The organism is Ardenticatena maritima, assembly GCF_001306175.1.
GTDB lineage: Bacteria > Chloroflexota > Anaerolineae > Ardenticatenales > Ardenticatenaceae > Ardenticatena > Ardenticatena maritima.
Genome location: NZ_LGKN01000006.1, coordinates 22,863 through 40,472, shown reverse-complemented (window position 1 = coordinate 40,472; position 17,610 = coordinate 22,863). Strand labels below are relative to the sequence as shown.

The following is a 17,610-nucleotide window of genomic DNA, read 5'->3' as shown; positions in this document are numbered from 1 at the left end:
GCGCCGCCCCCATCCGACTGCACAGGGAGGGGAACCATGCGCATCGCCGTCATGAGTGATACCCACGACAACATTTGGAACCTGGCGGAAGCCTTGCGGCTGGTCAACGAAGAGCGAGCCGCCGTTTTGCTCTTCTTGGGCGATTTTTGCGCCCCCTTCACACTGGCGCAGATTGCCGAAGGATTTGCCGGTCCCATCCACGCCGTCTTTGGCAACAACGACGGCGACCCCTTCTTGCTCTCGCAGGTTGCCGCCCGGTTTGCGCATGTCACCTTGCATGGGCAATACGCCGAACTCGAATACGGGGGGCGGCGCATTGCCATCAACCACTATCCCGACATCGCCCGTCGCATTGCCGAAAGCGGCGCGTTCGACGCCGTCTTCTACGGACACGACCACACGCGCCATAGCGAAATGGTGGGGCGCACCCTGCTCGCCAACCCCGGCGAAGTTATGGGGCGCTTTGGCGAACCAACCTTTGGCATTTACGAGACCGAGAGCGGAACATTCACGCATGTCCACATCCCCCACAACCACGCCTGACAACCAGACCATCGCGCGTTGGCGCTTCATCGGCAATGCGCACGCCGTGCGCCTGCTGGCGCATGCCGCCCACACACAACCCAGCCATGCGTACCTGTTCGTCGGCGCGCCCCACAGCGGGCGCAAAACACTCGCCCGACGCTTCGCCCAAGCCCTGCTCTGCGAACAACGCGACGCCGCCCCGTGCGGTGTGTGCCGCACCTGCACGCTCATCGAACAGGCGCACCATCCCGACGTGCTCACGCTCACACCCGAAACACAGCGCGAATTGCTGGGCGAGAAAACCGTTGCCGCCGCCTACAAGGTGGACGCCATCCGCGCCTTGCAGACCGAATTGGCGCGCCGCCCGGTCGAAGGGCGCTACAAACTGCTCATCGTCGCCGACGCCGAACGCATGACAACGCAAGCCGCCAATGCGTTCCTCAAAACGCTGGAAGAACCGCCCTCATTCGTCGTCATCGTCCTGACCACAACCGACGAAGCCTTGCTGTTGCCCACCATTCGCTCGCGGTGTCAGGTGCTCACGTTGCGCCCCGTACCCCGCACCGAGATTGAAACGCTGGTGCGCGAACACGTCGCCGACGCCGAGCAAGCCGCCCTGATTGCCCGGCTGAGCGCGGGGCGCGTGGGGTGGGCGTTGCAAGCCGCCACCCAGCCCGACGTGTTGAACGCCCGCCGCGAAGCCGTTGACCTGGTGCATACGCTTCTGCACGCCTCGTACACCGACCGCCTCGAACAGGCGGCGCATCTGGCGCAAGCCGAACGGCTGGACGTGTTGCATACCTGGGCAACCTGGTGGCACGACGTCATGCTTGTTGGCGCACACGCCGAAGAGGACATCACCAACATAGACGATCTGGCTACGTTGCGCCGTGTCGCCCAGCATGTGCCGCGCGAGCGCGTGCTGGCGGTATTGCGCAAGTTGCAAACCACACTGCGCCTGTTGCACGAAACCAACGTGCAACCGCAATTGTTGTGGGAAACGCTGTTGCTCGCGTTCCCCCGCCTGACGACCTGAGCACCTGAGGACGGTTCGGTGGCGGCGCACATCTTCACCCTGAACGACCCCCAAGCCCGCGACCCGGCGCTGGTGGGCGCGAAAGCCGCCCGCCTGGCGCAACTTGCCGCCGAGGGCTGGCCTGTGCCGCCGGCGTTCATCATTCCCCCCGGTCTCCCCTGCACACCCGACATGTTGGCGCAAGCGTTCGCCCGCAGTGGGCTGGCGCCCGACACCACCGTTGCCGTGCGCTCCTCGGCGGCGAATGAAGACGGCGAAACCGCCAGCCAGGCGGGGCAATTCCTCTCGCGCCTGCATGTGCGCGGCTTTGAGGCGGTCTGCCGTGCCGTGGAAGAAGTGCGGCGCTCGGCGTCCAACGGGGTGGAGATGGCGGTGCTGGTGCAACAGCAGGTGAACGCCCGTGTGGCGGGCGTCGCTTTTGGGCGTCATCCCACCGAAGGGGATACCCTGCTGGTTGAAATGGTGGAAGGCGTGGCGGATACGTTGCTCAGCGGCACGACCGACGGCGTGCGGCTCACCGTGCGCGGCGACACCATCACCTGGGAAGGCGCGCCCCTGCTTCCCGAAGACGTGGTGCGCGAATTGGCGGCGCTTGTTCGGCGTGCCGAAGAGCGCTTTGGCGTTCCCCAAGACCTCGAATGGGCGTGGGACGGCGAACGCTTGTGGGTCGTGCAGGTGCGCCCCATTACCGCGTTCAGCACCGGCTTTTTCACCCACGCCTACGGTGATGATGAGTGGCTCTGGACGGCGGCGTTTCTCAACGAACGCTTGCCGCACCCCGTTTCGCCCTTTGGGTGGAGCCTGGTGGCGGATGGGCTGGAATGGCACGCCCTGCGCTGGCCGCTCATCCTGTTGGGGGCGGACGACATAGATGGACCGCTCTGGAAACTCTGGAACGGGCACCCCTACGTGCGCGTGGCGGTCTGGCAGCGGCTTTACAAACTCTTTCCCGCCTGGCTTTTGCCCGAAGACGCCCGCCGCTACTTCCCGCAGGGCGACGTGAACCAGCGGCGCATCCCGTCCAAGCCGCGCTGGGGCGTGCATCTCGTGCGGAATGCCTGGCTGGCGTTTCGCACCGACGGGCGCATGGTGTTGCCGTGGGCGAACGCCGCCCGTTGGTCGGCGTTCGAGCGGCGTTTGCAAGCGCGGCTGGTGGAATGGCGCGTGCGCATGAACGCGCTTGCGCTGTTGGAACCTGATGATACCGTGCAAGCCGCCCGCCAGTTGTTGGCTGAAACCCAAAGCGAAGTGCACACCTTGTTGCGCCTGCACCGCTGGAGCCTGCTCTACGCCGAAGTGGGGTACACCTTGCTCTTGCGCCTGCTGCGCCTGCGCCATCGTGCGCCCCAGGCGGCGGAACGCGCCGCGGCGTACACCCGTGGGCTGGATACTTCAACCACGCGGCTCAACAAAGCGCTGGCGCATCTCGCCGCGCTCGCCACCCCCGACGACCTGGCGCTCTTGCGCGCCGCCCCCACTTGCGACGAAGCCGCCGCCCGCCTGGGTGAGACGCCCTTTGCCGCCGCCCTGCGCGACTTCACGCATCGCTTTGGGCATCGCTTCTTCACGCTCGACTGCGCCGACCCACCCCTGGCGGAAGCCCCCGCCGCCCTTGCCGACCTGCTCGCCACTGCCCGCGATACGCCGCTCCCCCCGCCGGAGCCGCCGCCTTTCTGGTTGCGGGCGTTTGTGCGCTGGCTGCGGGGCGTGTTGCGCCTGCGCGAAGAACAGCGCTTTGCCTGGCAGTGCATTTTGGCGGTTCAACGGCGGTTGGCGCTCACCATGTGGCGCGCCTGGCAGAGCGCCGCCCCGCACGAAGCCCCCCAACAACCGGCGCACATCTTCGGCTTGACGTTTGGCGAACTCTTGACGGCAGACCTTTCGCCTGCCCTGGCGCGCCTGGCAACCGCCCGCATGCGCGAACGCGAACGCTTGCTGGCGGCGTGGAAACGCGCACCGAATGCGCATTTCCCCACCTTTTTGCGGGGGAACAAGCCGCTTGTGGAAACCCACACGGGCGATACCTGGCAGGGACGCCCCGTCAGCCCCGGTGTGGCGCAAGGGCGTGTGCGCATCGTGCGCACGCAACAAGACCTCGTGCGCGTTCAGCCGGGCGAGGTGGTGGTTGCCCCCACCGCCGACCCAGGTTGGGCGCCCATGTTCGAGCAGATTGCGGCGCTCGTCACCGAGCACGGCAGTTTGCTCAGCCATGCGGCTGTGCTCGCGCGCGAGTATGGCGTGCCGACGGTGATGGGCGTGCATGGCATTGTCGAACAGGTCGCCGACGGCGATATGGTGCTGGTGGACGCCTACGAGGGCAACATTGTGCGGCTGAAAAGCGCATAGCGGCGCACGCCGCTTTTGTGGCGCATTTCACAAACGCACCGATATTCGCGCAAAATCGCGAATTGTGATAGACTGGGCGCCGCTGGCAACGGCGCCACCACATGCTGTGCAACCTTTGAACATGAAGGAGGAACCCCCATGCAGCAAGAGACCATGATTGAAGATGTCGTTGCGCGTCAAATTCTGGATTCCCGCGGGAATCCCACCGTGGAAGTGGAAGTACTCTTGGCGGATGGCACGATTGGTCGCGCGGCTGTGCCCAGTGGCGCCAGCACAGGGGCGTATGAAGCCGTTGAACTGCGCGACAATGACCCCTCGCGCTACAAGGGCAAGGGTGTCGAGCAAGCCGTCGAAAACGTCAATCAGACCATCGCTCCCGAACTGATTGGCTGGAACGCGCTCGACCAGTACGAAATTGACAACATGCTCATCGAACTCGATGGCACGCCCAACAAGAGCAACCTCGGCGCGAACGCCATTTTGGGGGTTTCGCTGGCGGTGGCGCATGCCGCGGCGAACTCGCTTGGGTTGCCGCTCTACCGCTATCTGGGCGGGGTCAATGGGCGTGTGTTGCCTGTGCCGATGATGAACATTCTGAACGGCGGCAAGCACGCGGCGGATAGCGCCGACTTCCAGGAATTCATGGTCATGCCTGTGGGCGCAGAGACGTTCTCCGAAGCGTTGCGCATGGGCGTTGAAGTCTATCACTCGCTCAAAGCCGTGCTCAAAAAGCATGGCTACGCCACCAACGTGGGCGATGAGGGTGGCTTTGCGCCGTCGCTCAAAACCAACGCCGAAGCCTTCGACCTCATCATGGAAGCCATCGAAGACGCCGGCTACCGCCCCGGCGAAGATGTGGTGCTGGCGCTGGACGCCGCCGCCAGTGAACTCTACCAGGACGGCAAATACCACTTGCCGAAAGAAGGGCGCGCGCTCACCAGCGAAGAGATGATTGACTTCCTCGCCGAGTGGGTGGATCGGTATCCTATCATCAGCATTGAGGACGGTTTGAGCGAAGACGATTGGGACGGCTGGGTGAAACTGACCGAGCGCCTGGGTAATCGTGTGCAGTTGGTGGGGGATGACTTGCTGGTCACGAACGTGACGCGCCTGGAAGAAGCCATCGAACGGCGCGCCGCGAACTCCATTCTCATCAAAGTGAACCAGATTGGGACGCTCAGCGAGACGATTGCCGCGGTGCAAATGGCGCAGCGCGCCGGCTGGACGGCGGTCATCAGCCACCGCAGTGGCGAAACCGAAGACACCACCATCGCCGACCTGGCGGTTGCGCTCAATGCGGGGCAAATCAAGACGGGAGCACCGGCGCGTACCGACCGCGTGGCGAAGTACAACCAGTTGCTGCGCATCGAAGAGATGTTGGACGAGGGCGCGGTCTATCTGGGGCGCGACGCCTTCTACAACTTGCGCTAGCCCATTCTGCTGACAACAGCAAAACGCGACGCACAATGCCAGGTGCGTCGCGTTTTTTGTTTGGGTGAAACGTTAGACAACCAGGCGTCCCTCGCGCACGATGGGCGTTTGGTCGGCGAGCAGGGTAGCCCGTTCCAGGGGCAAATCAATGTTGAGCGAACTCGCGTTCTGTCCCCCCATGTAGCGGTTTTCGCCCAACGAGATGAACACCGCCCCCGCCACGTGCTCATCAATGACCGTCCACTGAATGGGGTGGTCGAGCGCGGGGTTCAGCCCGACGCCGACATGCCCAACGCGGCGGCAATCGCCGGTGTGGCGTTCCAGCAAGGCGAGGAACGTATCAGCGCCTGCACCCTCAACCTCGGTGATAGTGCCCTCTTTGAAAGTCAGCAGGACGGGAAGTCGGTTGTAGCGTGCGCGTAGCGTGCCGGTTGTCGCTGTTTCGATGACGGTGGTGTAAACGGAGCCGGCGGGCAAGTTGCTGGTAATCGCCCCCGTAATGCGGTCTTCTTCATCCACATAGCCGTCGTCGGTGAGCCAGCGGCGACGCCCACGGTGCAGGTAGAGTTCGTGCCCATCGGTGATGATGGTGAGTGTTTGCGCCTGATAGACGGCGTTCAAGACGGCTTGAATACGCTCGCGCAATGTTTCCACCGGCACCACCAGCGCCGGCAGGATGTAGGCTTCCAGGTCGCGGAGCGACATGCCCACGCGTTGGGCGCGTTCTTCGGTGGGCACCGCCACAAGCATGTAGGGCAAGTGGCGCTCTTCTTCCAGGGCTGTCAGCCGCTGGACAGCGCTACTCCACGCATCCAGCGCGTCGGGGTCGAGGTCGTTCGCATCCACGCCAGCCCCTTGCAAGACGAGCACGCGGTCTACTTCTTCCATCCAGCGGATACGGTGCTCATCCCAATTGAGCAGGTACGAAAGCGGCGCTTCATCCAGCAAACGCTTGATGTAGGTCGGCGGGGTCAGTTCGAGCAAAGGCGTTGCGCCCGCCCGTTCGATGGCAAGCAGCATTTCGAGAATCACGTCCAGGCGTCCGGTGTGTTCACGCACCTGTATGAGTTCGCCTGGTCGTACACCCAAGCCTCGGATAGCGTGTTCGGCTACATCGCGCCACGTCGTCATAGTGTTTCGTGCTTTCCTGTTTTATTGTTGGTGTGAGCGGCGCTCATGCTAGCGTGGGCGGGCGAGGGTGTCAAGTGTTCTGTGGGCGCGGTGGGCGGGTGCAAAGAAAAAGTGCGGCACACTTGCGCCGTGTGCCGCACTGGGTGGGACCAGCGTTAGCGGGCGGGGAGAATGCCGTACTTCACACCGCCGCGCGTGAGCAGTTGCAAAATCGTTTCGGGTGAACCGCGGCGGATACGCTGGTAGAGTTCTTTGGGCGTCATCGGGCGGTTATTGTTGGCGAGCAAGGCGCGGAAAACCGCAATCGCCAGCGGGGTTTCGTTCCCGATGTAATCGGGACGCCACTGGCAGTGTGACAAAATCGCTTCGCGTATCGGGTCAACGCGGAAGACCTCGCCCGTGTTCGGGTCAACGTAGTCAAGCGTTTCGTCGGGAACGGTGTCGCCAAACTCGCGTGCGCACTGGTCGCACAATTGCTCGCGCAACAGCACGTCCAGGCTGATGTTTTGCTTCTCGAACCACGAAAAATCAATTTGGAAGGGTGTATCCACAGTCGAGCGCAGCAGTGCCAGCCGCATAGATGCCTCCTATTTCAAACGGTGCAGGTGCCACTGCGGCGATTTTTCATCGCCGGCGTTGTAGAACCGTTCATCGCGTGCGAGCGCGACGTTGACGGAGAACGTCAGCACCTCTTTGTTGGTCTCTTTGGGAAGTTCCATTTCTTTCATCAGTTCGGATGTGGGCAATGGTTGCCCGAGCACGTCAATCATGGCTTCGGCGATGTTGCGGTTGCCGAGATTGACCTCGACCAGCATGCCTTCCGGCAGATAGCGACCGCCAAATTCGGCAAAGTCGCCTTCTTCGAGGTAGCGGGCGAAAGCGGCTTCGACGATGTCGCCCGCCACGTGCAGCACCGCGTCGGGGGTCAGTTCCGCCAGGTTGGCGGCGGTGTCGAAGTTGAGCATGGCGGGGTGGTTGAATTCGGCGACGAATTCGCGCGGTTCGTCTTCGTTGGGAAACTGGACGGCGATGACTTTGAAGGGGTCATAGCGTGGGTTGTGCCCTTCGCGCACGGCAACGACTTCGCCCGCCAGCCCTTTCAACTGCGGGAAGAGCAAGCGCGCGCCTACCGCATAGGCTTGTGTGGGATTGTACACGTCTTGAGCGACGGCGGCGCTTTCTTCCTTTGCCGTTTCGACCAGCCGCGTCAGGTACTGCTTTGCCAGATAGTACGGCGTCATGGGACGGTTGACGTCCAAAAAGAGGTCAAGGATGGCTTCTTTTACTTCATCGGTCAGCGACCATTCGTTTTCCCAATACGAACGATCAAGCAGATGTGCGCTCATAGTTCCCTCGGTATTCACGTTTTCAAATTGCAATGGTTGCATACCGTGTCAAGTATATGAGAAGCAGGCGCGTTGACCAAATAGGCAACAAAAGTCTTGAATGAGGCGCCCAAGTGGGTGAAAATGGTGGGGAACCCCTTGACAACGGCGCGGGTTGTGGAGTAAGGTGCTCGCAGACGCATGAAACGGAGTGAACGCAACACCATGTTTTGGCGACAGCGCGCACAACATATCTGGCAGGCAATATGTTGTCCGACGCGGGAGCGTGCAAGCCCGCGCCGGTCTGTTTGAGTGTTGGCTTGCCCGTCTCCCGCTGCTGGTGAGGAGATGGGCGCGAGAGATCTGGAAGCAGCGAAGCGCCCACGCGGGCGCTTTTTTGTTTGGTTCAACCAATGTGGAGGGAATGTGCCATGCCGACAATTTTGCTGATTGCTCACGGAAGCCGTGACCCGGCGAGTATTGCCGAGATGCAGGCGTTTGGGCGCGAGGCGGCGCGCCGTTTGCCGTATCCGGTGCACATGGCGTTCCTGGAATTGACCGACCCGCCGGCGGCTGTGGCGTTGCGCTCGCTCGTGGCGTCAGGTGAGCGCCATGTGATTGTGATGCCGCTGCTGGTGGGACCGGCTGGACACCAGAAGAATGATATTCCGGCGCTCATTCACTGGGCGCGGGCGCAGTGGCCGCATGTGCGCATTGAGTATGGCACGCCTTTCGATACGCATGCGCTGGTGGTGCGCGTGTTGCAGGCGCGGATTGCCGAGGCGGTTGCCGCTTTGCCGGACTATGTTGAGGAAGAAACCGCCATTCTGCTGGCGGGGCGGGGCAGCACTGACCCCGATTCCAATTCCAACGTCTACAAATTGGCGCGCTTGCTCTGGGAAGGGCATACCTGGCTGAGTGTGGAGGTTGCCTTTTTCAGCCTGACGACGCCCCGCGTGCCCGATGCGGTGGCGCGTGCGGCGCGGTTGGGCGCGCGGCGGCTGGTGCTGGCGCCCCATTTTCTCTTCACAGGGTTGACGCTGCAATGGGTGCGCGAACAGGCTGAGGCGGCGGCGCAGGAATGGGGGGTGGAATTCATCGCCGCGGAACATATGGGGCTGCACCCTTTGTTGTTCGACCTGCTGAATGTGCGCCTGGAAGAAGTGTTGCATGGGCGAACGGCGATGAATTGCGACGCGTGCAAGTATCGGTTCCCCTTTGCCGGTATGGAAGCCGCAGTTGGACAACCCCAAACGAGTGATGAAGAGCATGGATTGCGAGGGATTGCATGATGAACCAGCGTGTTGGCAAGGTCTATCTTGTGGGCAGTGGTCCCGGCGCACCGGATTTGATTACCGTGCGCGGGTTGCGGGCTTTGCAAGCCGCCGATGTGGTGGTCTACGATCGTCTGGCGCCGCCGGAATTGCTGGATGAAGCGCCGCCGCATGCGTTGCGTTTCTACGTGGGCAAAGCGCCTGGGCGGCATGTGTGCTCGCAAGAAGAAATCAATGCGTTGTTGATTGAACAGGCGCGGTTGGGGCGCACAGTGGTGCGCTTGAAAGGGGGCGACCCCTTTGTCTTTGGGCGTGGTGGCGAGGAAATGGTGGCGCTTGCCGAGGCGGGCATTCCGTTTGAGGTGGTACCGGGGATTACGTCGGCTGTTGCCGCGCCCGCCGCGGCGGCTATTCCGGTGACGCACCGCGAGGTTGCCCCCGCGTTTGCCGTAGTGACGGGGCATGAAGCGCCTGACAAATGCGGCGGTTTGGTGGAGTGGGCGGCGTATGCGCGGGTGCCAACGCTGGTGGTGCTCATGGGGGTGCGCAACAGCGCGCAGATTGCCGAGTGCCTGATAGCCGCGGGGCGTTCGCCTGATGAACCGGTGGCGATTATCGCCAACGCCACCTTGCCCGACCAGCAGGTGGCGTTTGCCACGTTGGGAACGCTGGCGCAAACGATTGCCGCCAATGGTATTCGCCCGCCGGCGACGATTGTGATTGGCGAGGTGGTGGCTATCGGTTCGCAGGTGCAGGCGTTGGCGCTGGCAACGCTTGCCAATGCGGTGGCGCGGGCGTCATAAACAAAACAGCCCGCCATCGTGGACGGGCTGTTTGGGCGTAGGTGAACGACGGTTTAGTCGAAGAGGTCGGCTTCGCGCAGCCATTTGCCGGCGCGGTCTTTGGGCGAAAGGATGGGCTCGCCTTCAAGCGGCCACTCAATCGCCAGGTCGGGGTCGTCCCAGCGGATGGTGCGGTCCCATTCCGGTGCATAGTAGTCGGTGGTTTTGTACTGCACCTCGGCGACGTCGGAGAGCACAACAAAGCCGTGTGCAAAGCCTTCGGGAATCCAGAGTTGGCGTTTGTTGTCGGCGCTCAGTTCGACGCCTACCCATTTGCCGAATGTGGGAGATGAGCGGCGAATGTCCACGGCGACGTCGAAAATGCGCCCCACGGTACAGCGCACGAGTTTGCCTTGCGGGTGTTTGATTTGGTAGTGCAACCCACGCAAGACGTTGCGCACGGAGCGCGAATGGTTGTCTTGTACGAAGGTGCGCACAATGCCGGTGACGGCTTCAAAGGTGCGCGCATTGTAGGCTTCGTAGAAGAAGCCGCGTTCATCTTCAAACACGCGTGGTTCCAGAATGAGAACGTCAGGAATGGCGGTGGGAATGGCTTTCATCGCTCTGTTGCTCCTTCATGCTTCTTCGGTTTCGGTTGGCGGCTGGAGCGCGTGCGTGCTGAGTGGTGTGTAGTGGGGTCCTTGCGGTGTGAGGACAGAGCGCATGAAGGTAATGGTTTCGACGCGCCATTGCATGTCCAGCGCCACCTCTAAATCGCCGATGGTTTCGCCGATGGCGGCCTGTTCATGGCGGCGAATGCGTTGGCGTACACGCGCCAGGGTGATGTGCGGGATGTAGCGCTTTTCCTGCGCGGGCTGAAACCCAAGCGCCTGCATGGTGGTTTCAATGTCGCGGGCGAGGCGGCGGAACGCGCCGTTTTCATCAGTCGCTTCGACCCACAGCACGCGCGGGCGCTGAATGTGGGGAAAGACGCCCAGGCTGCCTAACGACGTGGTAAAGGGGGCGTGGCGGCGCGCCACGGCTTCGACGGCGTCGCTCACACGCCCAATCTCGGCGACGGGCGTTTCACCCAAAAATTTGAGCGTGATATGCGCGATGTCGGGGTTGACCCAGCGCAACATGTCGGCGTGCGGCAGTTCGCGCTGCAACTGGCGTTGCAGGCGGGCGATGGTCTGACGCACAGAGGCGGGGAGTTCGACCGCCAGGAAAGCGCGGATGGTATCACGTTCACTCATGTTGGCACTCCTTCGAGCCAGTATCGTTCGGCGTAGGGCGCGGATAGCCCCTCGGCAAGGCGTGCGGCGTAGGCGCGCACGCGGCGGTGCATGGCGATTTCGTTGCGATAGAGCACCGGTATTTGGGTGCGGTAGTAGCCCATGGCGTCGAGTTTACGCATCATGGCGGTTTCGTCTATCGCGACCAGGTGCGGGTGTTTGGTGCGTGTTGCCGTGTGGGCGGTGGGGTCGTCCCATTCGGCGTAGGGCAATTCTTCATACCAGACCAGGCGGGCGGCGGTGGAGAGACGTCTGGCGGCGTGCGCCACGAGTTGGTGGTCTACATGGTTGCCGAGACCGAGCGGGGCGTAGATGTCGTCGGCTTCGGCGATGAGTGGGCGCAAGGCGTTCGCAATGGCGTTGATGAGTGGTTCGTCGGCGGGGTGCAGCGCGCCGAAGAGGTCGTCGTCGTTGGTGTAGAGCGCCTCACCGGTGGGAAGATGGCGATAGACGGCGTCGGCGAACGTCAGATGTACCACGTCATGCACGCCGAGGGCGGCGGCGGCGGCGAGGTCTTCAGCGCGGCGCAGCGGCATGGGGGCGATGGGGTCGCCCCACAGCGTGTGCTGGTAGCGTGCAAACGGGAGTTGCGCCGCGAGTGGCGATGGGTCGCCGGCGAAGATGGTGGCGATGATGAGACGGTCGCCCGCGGCGTGGGCTTGCGCTATGAGGCCGCCGCATGAAAGAATCGCATCGTCAAGGTGCGGTGAGAGAAAGAGGCGGGTCGGCATGGTTCAGTTTGGCTCCGATGGTGGGCTGTCGAAGAGTTCGGCGAGTGAATAAAACAGGCGTTGTTGTGCGCCTTCCATTGAGCCGAAAAAGTGCTTGCGAATGGTGCCGTCGGCATTCAGCAACACCCAATGGGGTGTGCCTGAGACGCCGTAGGCGCGAAAGGTGGCGTCGCCGTCATCCATGATGATGGGGTAGGGCAGTTTGAAGTAGTCAATCACCTTTTGCAAGGAGTATTCGACGCGCTCAGGTTCATCGTCGCCTGTGAGGTGAATGCCGACGAGGCGCAGTTGCGGATACTCGCGGGCAAGCCGCAGTGTGAGCGGCAGCGCGCGCCCCATGCAGCCGGCGCATCCCACATGGAAGAAAAGCAAGAGCGCGGGTGCGCCGCGCAGGTCGTCCACCTGCAACGGCGCACCGTTGAGCGTTTTCAGCGCGTGAAAGGGTGGCGCAAGGTCGCCTTCGCGAACGTCCATTGGCTGCTCCTACAACATGGCTTCGTTGAGCGCGCCCGCCAACGCTGTCAACCCATTCTGCACGTCATGCCCCAGGTTGATGCGTACGATACGCTGCCCGCGTTGGCGCAGGGCTTCGGCGTCGCCGCGTGCTTGGGCGGCGATGAGTTGCGCGAATGTGTAATCCGTCTCGGGGACGAGCAGGTCCACCATGGGAGCATCCACCAGTTGCAGGCAGATGGCGGTTTTGGGACCGCCTTTGTGCAATTGCCCCGTGGAGTGTAGGAAGCGCGGCCCAAAACCGAGCGTCGTCGCCACACGCAAGAGACTGCGGGCTTCCAGCCGCAGGGCTTGCAAAGAGGCTTCGATGTCCGGCAGGGGCGGCAGGAAGGCTTGCAGCGCGATGTAATCGCCGGGGGCGACGCTTTCCACCACGTCGCGCAGGGCTTCGATGACGGTGTCAATGTTTTCGATGGAGAGCGCATCATCGTCTTGTGGGTCGGCGGCGTTTTTCATCGCGCGGCGTGCGAGATCTTTGGCGAGTTGCACGTCCGGCTGGTTGAAGGGATGCACGCCCAGCAGAGCGCCCAATGCGGCGGTGGCAAATTCCCACGCAAACATTTCGGGGATGATGGCTTCAGCGTTCGGCAGCATGAGCCGAATGATGGGGTGCCCCGCTTTTTCGAGGGCGGCGAGGCGGGCTTCACGGTCCGGCGTGAGTGTTTCGCCAATCGAAAAGACGACAAAGATGCGGTCGTTGCTGTAATCGCCGGGTTCGCCCAGCACTTCCCCCACCACCGGCACCACGCCTTTGCCCTCTTTGCCCAGGCTTTCGGCGATGAGTTGTTCCAGCCAAGCGGGGAAAGCGGCGACTTCGGGGGCTGTGATGAACGTGAGTTTATCGCGCCCGGCGCGGACCATTTCGCCGATAGCGGCGGCGAGCACCAACCCCGGGTTTTGCGAAGCGGGCAAGCGGCAGGCGTCGGCCATGTCGCCGGCGAGTTGCAGCCAGTGCGCCACGTCCGCGCCGATGAGCGCGGCGGGCACCAGCCCGAAGGGCGAAAGCGCTGAGTAGCGCCCGCCGACGTCGGGCGGGGCGTTGAAGACGCGGCGGAAGTGGCGCGCGTGGGCGAGTTCTTCCAGCGGTGTGCCGGGGTCGGTGATGGCGATGAAACGGCTGCCGGGGGTGTCGGTGGCTTCGCGCATCAGATGCCAGAAGTAGCGGAAGAACGAGATGGTTTCAATCGTTGTGCCGGATTTGCTCGACACAATGAAAAGGGTGCGTGTCAGGTCAATCTGGTTTTCGATCGCACGCACCGCGTCGGGGTGGGTACTGTCGAGCACAAGGAGTTCGGGATACCCGTTGCGGTTGCCAAACGTCTGTTGAAACACCTCTGGGGCGAGACTGGAACCGCCCATGCCCAGCAAAACGGCATGCGTAAACCCTTCTGCGTGGATTTCTTCGGCAAACGTGCGCCATTCATCCACATGGGCGCGCATCTCCACCGGCAGGTCCAGCCAACCGAGCCGGTCCAGCAACTCCGGGGGCGGTGGGGTTTGCGCCGTCCAAACCGTGGCGTCGCGTTGCCAGATGCGCCCTGCGAGATTTTGTGCTTCCCATTCATTGAGACGTTGTTGTATGGCGCGTTCATACACGCCAAGCGTCAGACGCATCGAGCCTTTGGTCAGTGTCATAGGTGTATCCTCCGAGATGTATCGGTTGCTTCGCGAGTATGGCTCGCAACCGCGCTGTTGCGATGTCAGGCGGCTAACACTTTATGCAGGGGGCAGGTTCGGTCAAACACGGGGGGCGTCTGCGGAGGAAGCCTGAGGGGTGAAAAAAGGGCTGTGTCCTCTGCGCACACAGCCCTTTGAGCGGCTAGCGCGGGCAGACTTGTTTGTAAAACTGCGCTTGCTGACTTTCGATGCGCACCAGCAACACACACTTGATGGGGTCGCCTTCTTCGTTGAAGCGCATTTTCCCTGTGGCGCCTTCAAAGGCATCAATGGCCGCTAAGCCTTGCTGCAAGCATTCGCGGTCTTGTTCCAGGTTGCCGCTGAGCGAACCGCAGTTTTGCAGCCCCAGCGCGAGGATTTCCATGGCATCCCACGTTAGGGCGGCAAGGTCGTCAGGCAGGCGGTTGTAGCGTGCTTGATAGAGTTTGATGAAGCGCTGGGCGGGTTCGCTTGTGTTGGAAGGCGTCCAGTGCGTTGAGAAGTAGAACCCTTCACAGTTGATACCGCACGCCGTCAGCAGTTCCGTTGACGCCCATGAATCACTGCCAATGACTCGTCCTGTCCAGCCAATTTGCGCCAATTGGTTCACGATGATGGGGACTTCATTGTAATACTGGGGCAAGAACAGCACTTCGGCGTTGGTTTGGGCGAGGCGTTCCAGGTGTGATGAAATATTCACCAAATCATTGGCGTCGAACGATTCATCGAAAACGATGTTCATGCCCGATGCTTGGGCGTTTTCGCGGAAGAAACGGGCAATATCGCGTGAGTAATCGCTTTGTTCACTGTACAGGATAGCAACGTTCTGGACGCGTTGTTCTTCAGCAAGAAAATAGGCGATGACCTCGGCTTGAAAATCATCAAGGAAGGGAATGCGGAACACATATGGGCGGTTGCGCGTGGTGTTGGGATTGGTAGACCACGGGCTAATCATCGGTGTTTTCAGGCGGTTTGCCACCTCGCCCGCTGGAATAGCCTGAGCCGAAGCGTAGGGGCCAATCATGGCAAGGATATCGTGTTCGGTGATCAGTTCTTCGGTGATGCGTGCGGCGACTTCAGGGGATGTCTGATTGTCGCGTTCGATAATTTCAAACCGATACACCTTGCCGTCCAATTCGATCTGGTTGTTGTGTTCTTCAAGCCACAGGTCTATCGCTTCGCGCCCGGAAAGCGCCACGAGTGGAATCGCGCCGGTAAATGGGGCGTTATGCCCGATACGGATGACCCCGCCGTATGGTGTCGTGGCGCTGGAGACGGTTTGGCAGGCGAGACCAGTAAGGCTCACGAGCAAGGCTAGAAGAGGGAAGAGAAGCGATTTTTTCATTGCCCGCCTCACGTTTCATTTGGTTGCCGAGTGCATTTGGCGTCGTAGATGCCGCTTCAAAGTATATGGATTTTGACCTGCGAAGGCACTCGCCAAATGGTACTACTTACCTTTGCTTTCTGGGCGTGTTTGGCGATAATGGCGGCGTCAATTCAATACTGTTTACTCAAAGGAGAGTACCCATGCTACGCAAGGTTTTTTTACGGCTTTCAACGAGTCAGACTGCGGAACGTTTTATCACCCGATTTCCCCCTTCCCGCCGCATGACGCGCCGTTTCGTAGCCGGCGATACCATGAGCGAAGCCCTGGAGGTTGTCCGCACGCTCAACCGTCAGGGGTTGTGGGCGGCGATTGACTTTTTGGGCGAAAGTGTCTTCGAGCGTGAGACGGCGCAAGCCCACATGAATGAGTATCTGCGTTTGCTGGAAGCCATCGCACGCGAAGGATTGCAGGCTGATATTTCGTTGAAGCCCACGGCGTTGGGGCTGGACATTGATTTCGAGTTTTGCTATGAGAATTTGCACACCATCGCTGCACGGGCGCACCAATATGGCATTCGCGTTGAGATTGACATGGAGTCGCACCCCTATGTAGACCCTACTCTGGCGCTCTATCGTCGCTTGCGTGAAGCGGGGTTTGATGTGCTGGTGGCATTGCAGGCATACTTGTATCGCACAGAACAGGATATCCGCGATTTGATGCCGCTGGCGCCGCGCATTCGTCTTGTCAAGGGAGCGTATGATGAACCGCCCAGCGTGGCGTTCCCCGCCAAAGCCGATGTGGACGCCAATTTTGTGCGGCTCATGCGGCTCATGTTCAGCCCTGAAGCCCGTGAGCAAGGTGTGTATCCTGCTATTGCCTCTCACGATGAGAAGATGATTGCGGCGACGCTCGATGAGGTGCGTGCCCAAGGTATCCCCGCGGATGCGTTTGAGTTTCAGATGATTTACGGCATTCGCACCAAGCGCCAGCTGGAGTTGGCAGAGCAGGGGTATCGCATGCGCGTCTATGTGCCGTATGGGACGCATTGGTATCCCTATTTTATGCGGCGTTTGGCGGAGCGCCCTGCAAATGTCATTTTCCTGTTGAAGAATATCGTGCGTGGGTAAATGCGCGCGGGTAGGGAGCGCCCCCAGGCATTCTCGCCTGGGGGTTTTTTGTGCGGCTCGACACGGCGCACCGCCTCTGCCCCTCTTTCGGCAACTCGTTGACGCACAGGCGGGCTGTGGTACACTGCCTCTCCCGCGCTGGTGTGTGGAGAACGCGCCAACATTCAATCTCTTCAAGGAGGCGTTGCATGGCACACGAGACGCTTGCTGTGCCAAAGTGGCGTGCCTGGCTGATGGCGGCACGCCCCAAAACCTTGCCTGCATCGGTGGCGCCTGTGCTGGTGGGGTGTGCGCTTGCCTATCATGACGGCGTTTTCAACTGGTCGGCGGCGTTCGCGGCGCTGATTGTGGCGCTGTTTCTGCAAATTGGTTCAAACTTTGCCAACGATTATTTCGATTTCGTCAAAGGGGCTGATACGCCTGACCGGGTAGGCCCTGTGCGCGTGGCGGCGAGCGGCTTGCTTTCGCCCCGCGAGTTGCAAATGGGCATGGTGGTTGTTTTTGGCATTGCAGCAGTGGCGGGGCTCTACTTGGCGGCAACCGCAGGCTGGCATTTGCTCTGGGTGGGCGCGGCGGCGATTGTCGCGGCGGTGCTCTACACTGGTGGCCCGTTGCCCTATGGCTATGTGGGATTGGGTGATGTGTTCGTCTTCATTTTCTTTGGGGTGGTGGCTGTGGCGGGGACGTACTACGTGCAGGCGCGCGCACTAACCCCGCTGGCGCTTGCTGTTTCAGTACCGCCGGGGTTGCTCATCACCGCCATTCTTGTGGTCAACAATCTGCGAGATATTCGTACCGATGCGCGCGCCGGCAAGCGCACGCTGGCGGTTCTACTGGGTGAACGTGGTACACGACGCGAATACGCCTTGTTGGTGGGCGGGGCATACGCCATCTTGCCCTTTTTGTGGCGCGTGGGGGGCTTGTCGCCTTTTGTGATGCTCCCCTGGTTGACGTTCCCGCTGGCGTTGCGCTTGGTACGTGGTGTGGCGCAGTTGCAGGGGACCGCGCTCAACGAGATGCTGGCTGGAACGGCGCGTTTGGCGTTGGTGTTCAGCCTGTTGCTGGCGGTGGGGATTGCTCTTTCCTAGGACAAGTCGGGTTTTTGTATTCA

At 61.5% G+C, this 17,610-nt stretch carries 17 protein-coding genes; 8 read left to right on the top strand and 9 right to left on the bottom strand.

Features of this window, described 5'->3' with window-relative positions:
• Positions 1-36: 36 nt before the first annotated feature.
• From SE16_RS11070 to eno, 4 genes are all read left to right on the top strand, one after another.
• Positions 37-543, top strand: a complete 507-nt coding sequence (locus SE16_RS11070; RefSeq protein ID WP_054493313.1) for a metallophosphoesterase — start codon at positions 37-39, stop codon at positions 541-543.
• The gene (gene holB / locus SE16_RS11065) at positions 515-1,561 is read left to right on the top strand and encodes a DNA polymerase III subunit delta' (protein ID WP_054493314.1); all 1,047 of its coding nucleotides are present in this window, start codon (positions 515-517) and stop codon (positions 1,559-1,561) included. The genes SE16_RS11070 and holB overlap by 29 nt, the downstream gene beginning before the upstream one ends.
• 18 nt (positions 1,562-1,579) lie before the next feature.
• Positions 1,580-3,907 (top strand): PEP/pyruvate-binding domain-containing protein, encoded by a 2,328-nt coding sequence (locus SE16_RS11060; RefSeq protein ID WP_060687599.1) that lies wholly within the window; start codon positions 1,580-1,582, stop codon positions 3,905-3,907.
• Between the two features lie 138 nt (positions 3,908-4,045).
• Complete coding sequence (eno, locus tag SE16_RS11055) at positions 4,046-5,338, top strand: phosphopyruvate hydratase (RefSeq protein WP_054492815.1); 1,293 nt, start codon at positions 4,046-4,048, stop codon at positions 5,336-5,338.
• 72 nt (positions 5,339-5,410) lie between these two features.
• On the opposite strand, the gene SE16_RS11050 is transcribed toward eno, so the two are convergent.
• From SE16_RS11050 to SE16_RS11040, 3 genes are all read right to left on the bottom strand, one after another.
• Positions 5,411-6,469 carry an aminopeptidase gene (locus SE16_RS11050; protein ID WP_054492814.1) on the bottom strand — a complete coding sequence of 353 codons (1,059 nt, stop codon included), beginning with the start codon at positions 6,467-6,469 and terminating at the stop codon, positions 5,411-5,413.
• A gap of 155 nt (positions 6,470-6,624) precedes the next feature.
• Positions 6,625-7,047, bottom strand: coding sequence for a hypothetical protein (locus SE16_RS11045; RefSeq protein WP_054493410.1), 423 nt, complete (start codon positions 7,045-7,047; stop codon positions 6,625-6,627).
• Between the two features lie 9 nt (positions 7,048-7,056).
• On the bottom strand, positions 7,057-7,815 hold the full coding sequence (locus SE16_RS11040) for a hypothetical protein (RefSeq protein ID WP_152918152.1): 759 nt from the start codon (positions 7,813-7,815) through the stop codon (positions 7,057-7,059).
• A 410-nt stretch (positions 7,816-8,225) separates the two neighbouring features.
• On the opposite strand from SE16_RS11040, the gene SE16_RS11035 reads away from it, so the two are divergent.
• Together SE16_RS11035 and cobA are read left to right on the top strand one after the other, a co-directional pair.
• Positions 8,226-9,086 carry a sirohydrochlorin chelatase gene (locus SE16_RS11035; protein ID WP_060687597.1) on the top strand — a complete coding sequence of 287 codons (861 nt, stop codon included), beginning with the start codon at positions 8,226-8,228 and terminating at the stop codon, positions 9,084-9,086.
• The gene (gene cobA / locus SE16_RS11030; protein ID WP_201782268.1) at positions 9,086-9,871 is read left to right on the top strand and encodes a uroporphyrinogen-III C-methyltransferase; all 786 of its coding nucleotides are present in this window, start codon (positions 9,086-9,088) and stop codon (positions 9,869-9,871) included. Before SE16_RS11035 ends, cobA begins: the two co-directional genes overlap by 1 nt.
• A gap of 53 nt (positions 9,872-9,924) precedes the next feature.
• Here the strand turns inward: cobA and rfbC are convergent, their stop codons facing one another.
• From rfbC to SE16_RS11000, 6 genes are all read right to left on the bottom strand, one after another.
• Positions 9,925-10,470, bottom strand: a complete 546-nt coding sequence (gene rfbC, locus SE16_RS11025; RefSeq protein WP_054493407.1) for a dTDP-4-dehydrorhamnose 3,5-epimerase — start codon at positions 10,468-10,470, stop codon at positions 9,925-9,927.
• Positions 10,471-10,485: 15 nt separating this feature from the next.
• Complete coding sequence (gene thpR / locus SE16_RS11020) at positions 10,486-11,106, bottom strand: RNA 2',3'-cyclic phosphodiesterase (protein ID WP_060687595.1); 621 nt, start codon at positions 11,104-11,106, stop codon at positions 10,486-10,488.
• A complete protein-coding gene (locus SE16_RS11015) occupies positions 11,103-11,876 on the bottom strand; it encodes a PIG-L deacetylase family protein (protein ID WP_054493405.1) in 774 nt (257 codons plus the stop codon). The genes thpR and SE16_RS11015 overlap by 4 nt, the downstream gene beginning before the upstream one ends.
• A gap of 3 nt (positions 11,877-11,879) precedes the next feature.
• On the bottom strand, positions 11,880-12,350 hold the full coding sequence (locus SE16_RS11010) for a TlpA family protein disulfide reductase (RefSeq protein WP_054493404.1): 471 nt from the start codon (positions 12,348-12,350) through the stop codon (positions 11,880-11,882).
• A gap of 9 nt (positions 12,351-12,359) precedes the next feature.
• A complete protein-coding gene (locus SE16_RS11005) occupies positions 12,360-14,024 on the bottom strand; it encodes a hypothetical protein (protein ID WP_054493403.1) in 1,665 nt (554 codons plus the stop codon).
• A 184-nt stretch (positions 14,025-14,208) separates the two neighbouring features.
• Complete coding sequence (locus tag SE16_RS11000) at positions 14,209-15,390, bottom strand: ABC transporter substrate-binding protein (protein WP_054493402.1); 1,182 nt, start codon at positions 15,388-15,390, stop codon at positions 14,209-14,211.
• 182 nt (positions 15,391-15,572) lie between these two features.
• Here SE16_RS11000 and SE16_RS10995 point away from each other — a divergent pair, with 182 nt between their 5' ends.
• On the top strand, positions 15,573-16,499 hold the full coding sequence (locus SE16_RS10995; protein ID WP_054493401.1) for a proline dehydrogenase family protein: 927 nt from the start codon (positions 15,573-15,575) through the stop codon (positions 16,497-16,499).
• 188 nt (positions 16,500-16,687) lie between these two features.
• The gene (locus tag SE16_RS10990; RefSeq protein ID WP_060687593.1) at positions 16,688-17,587 is read left to right on the top strand and encodes a 1,4-dihydroxy-2-naphthoate polyprenyltransferase; all 900 of its coding nucleotides are present in this window, start codon (positions 16,688-16,690) and stop codon (positions 17,585-17,587) included.
• Positions 17,588-17,610: the final 23 nt, after the last annotated feature.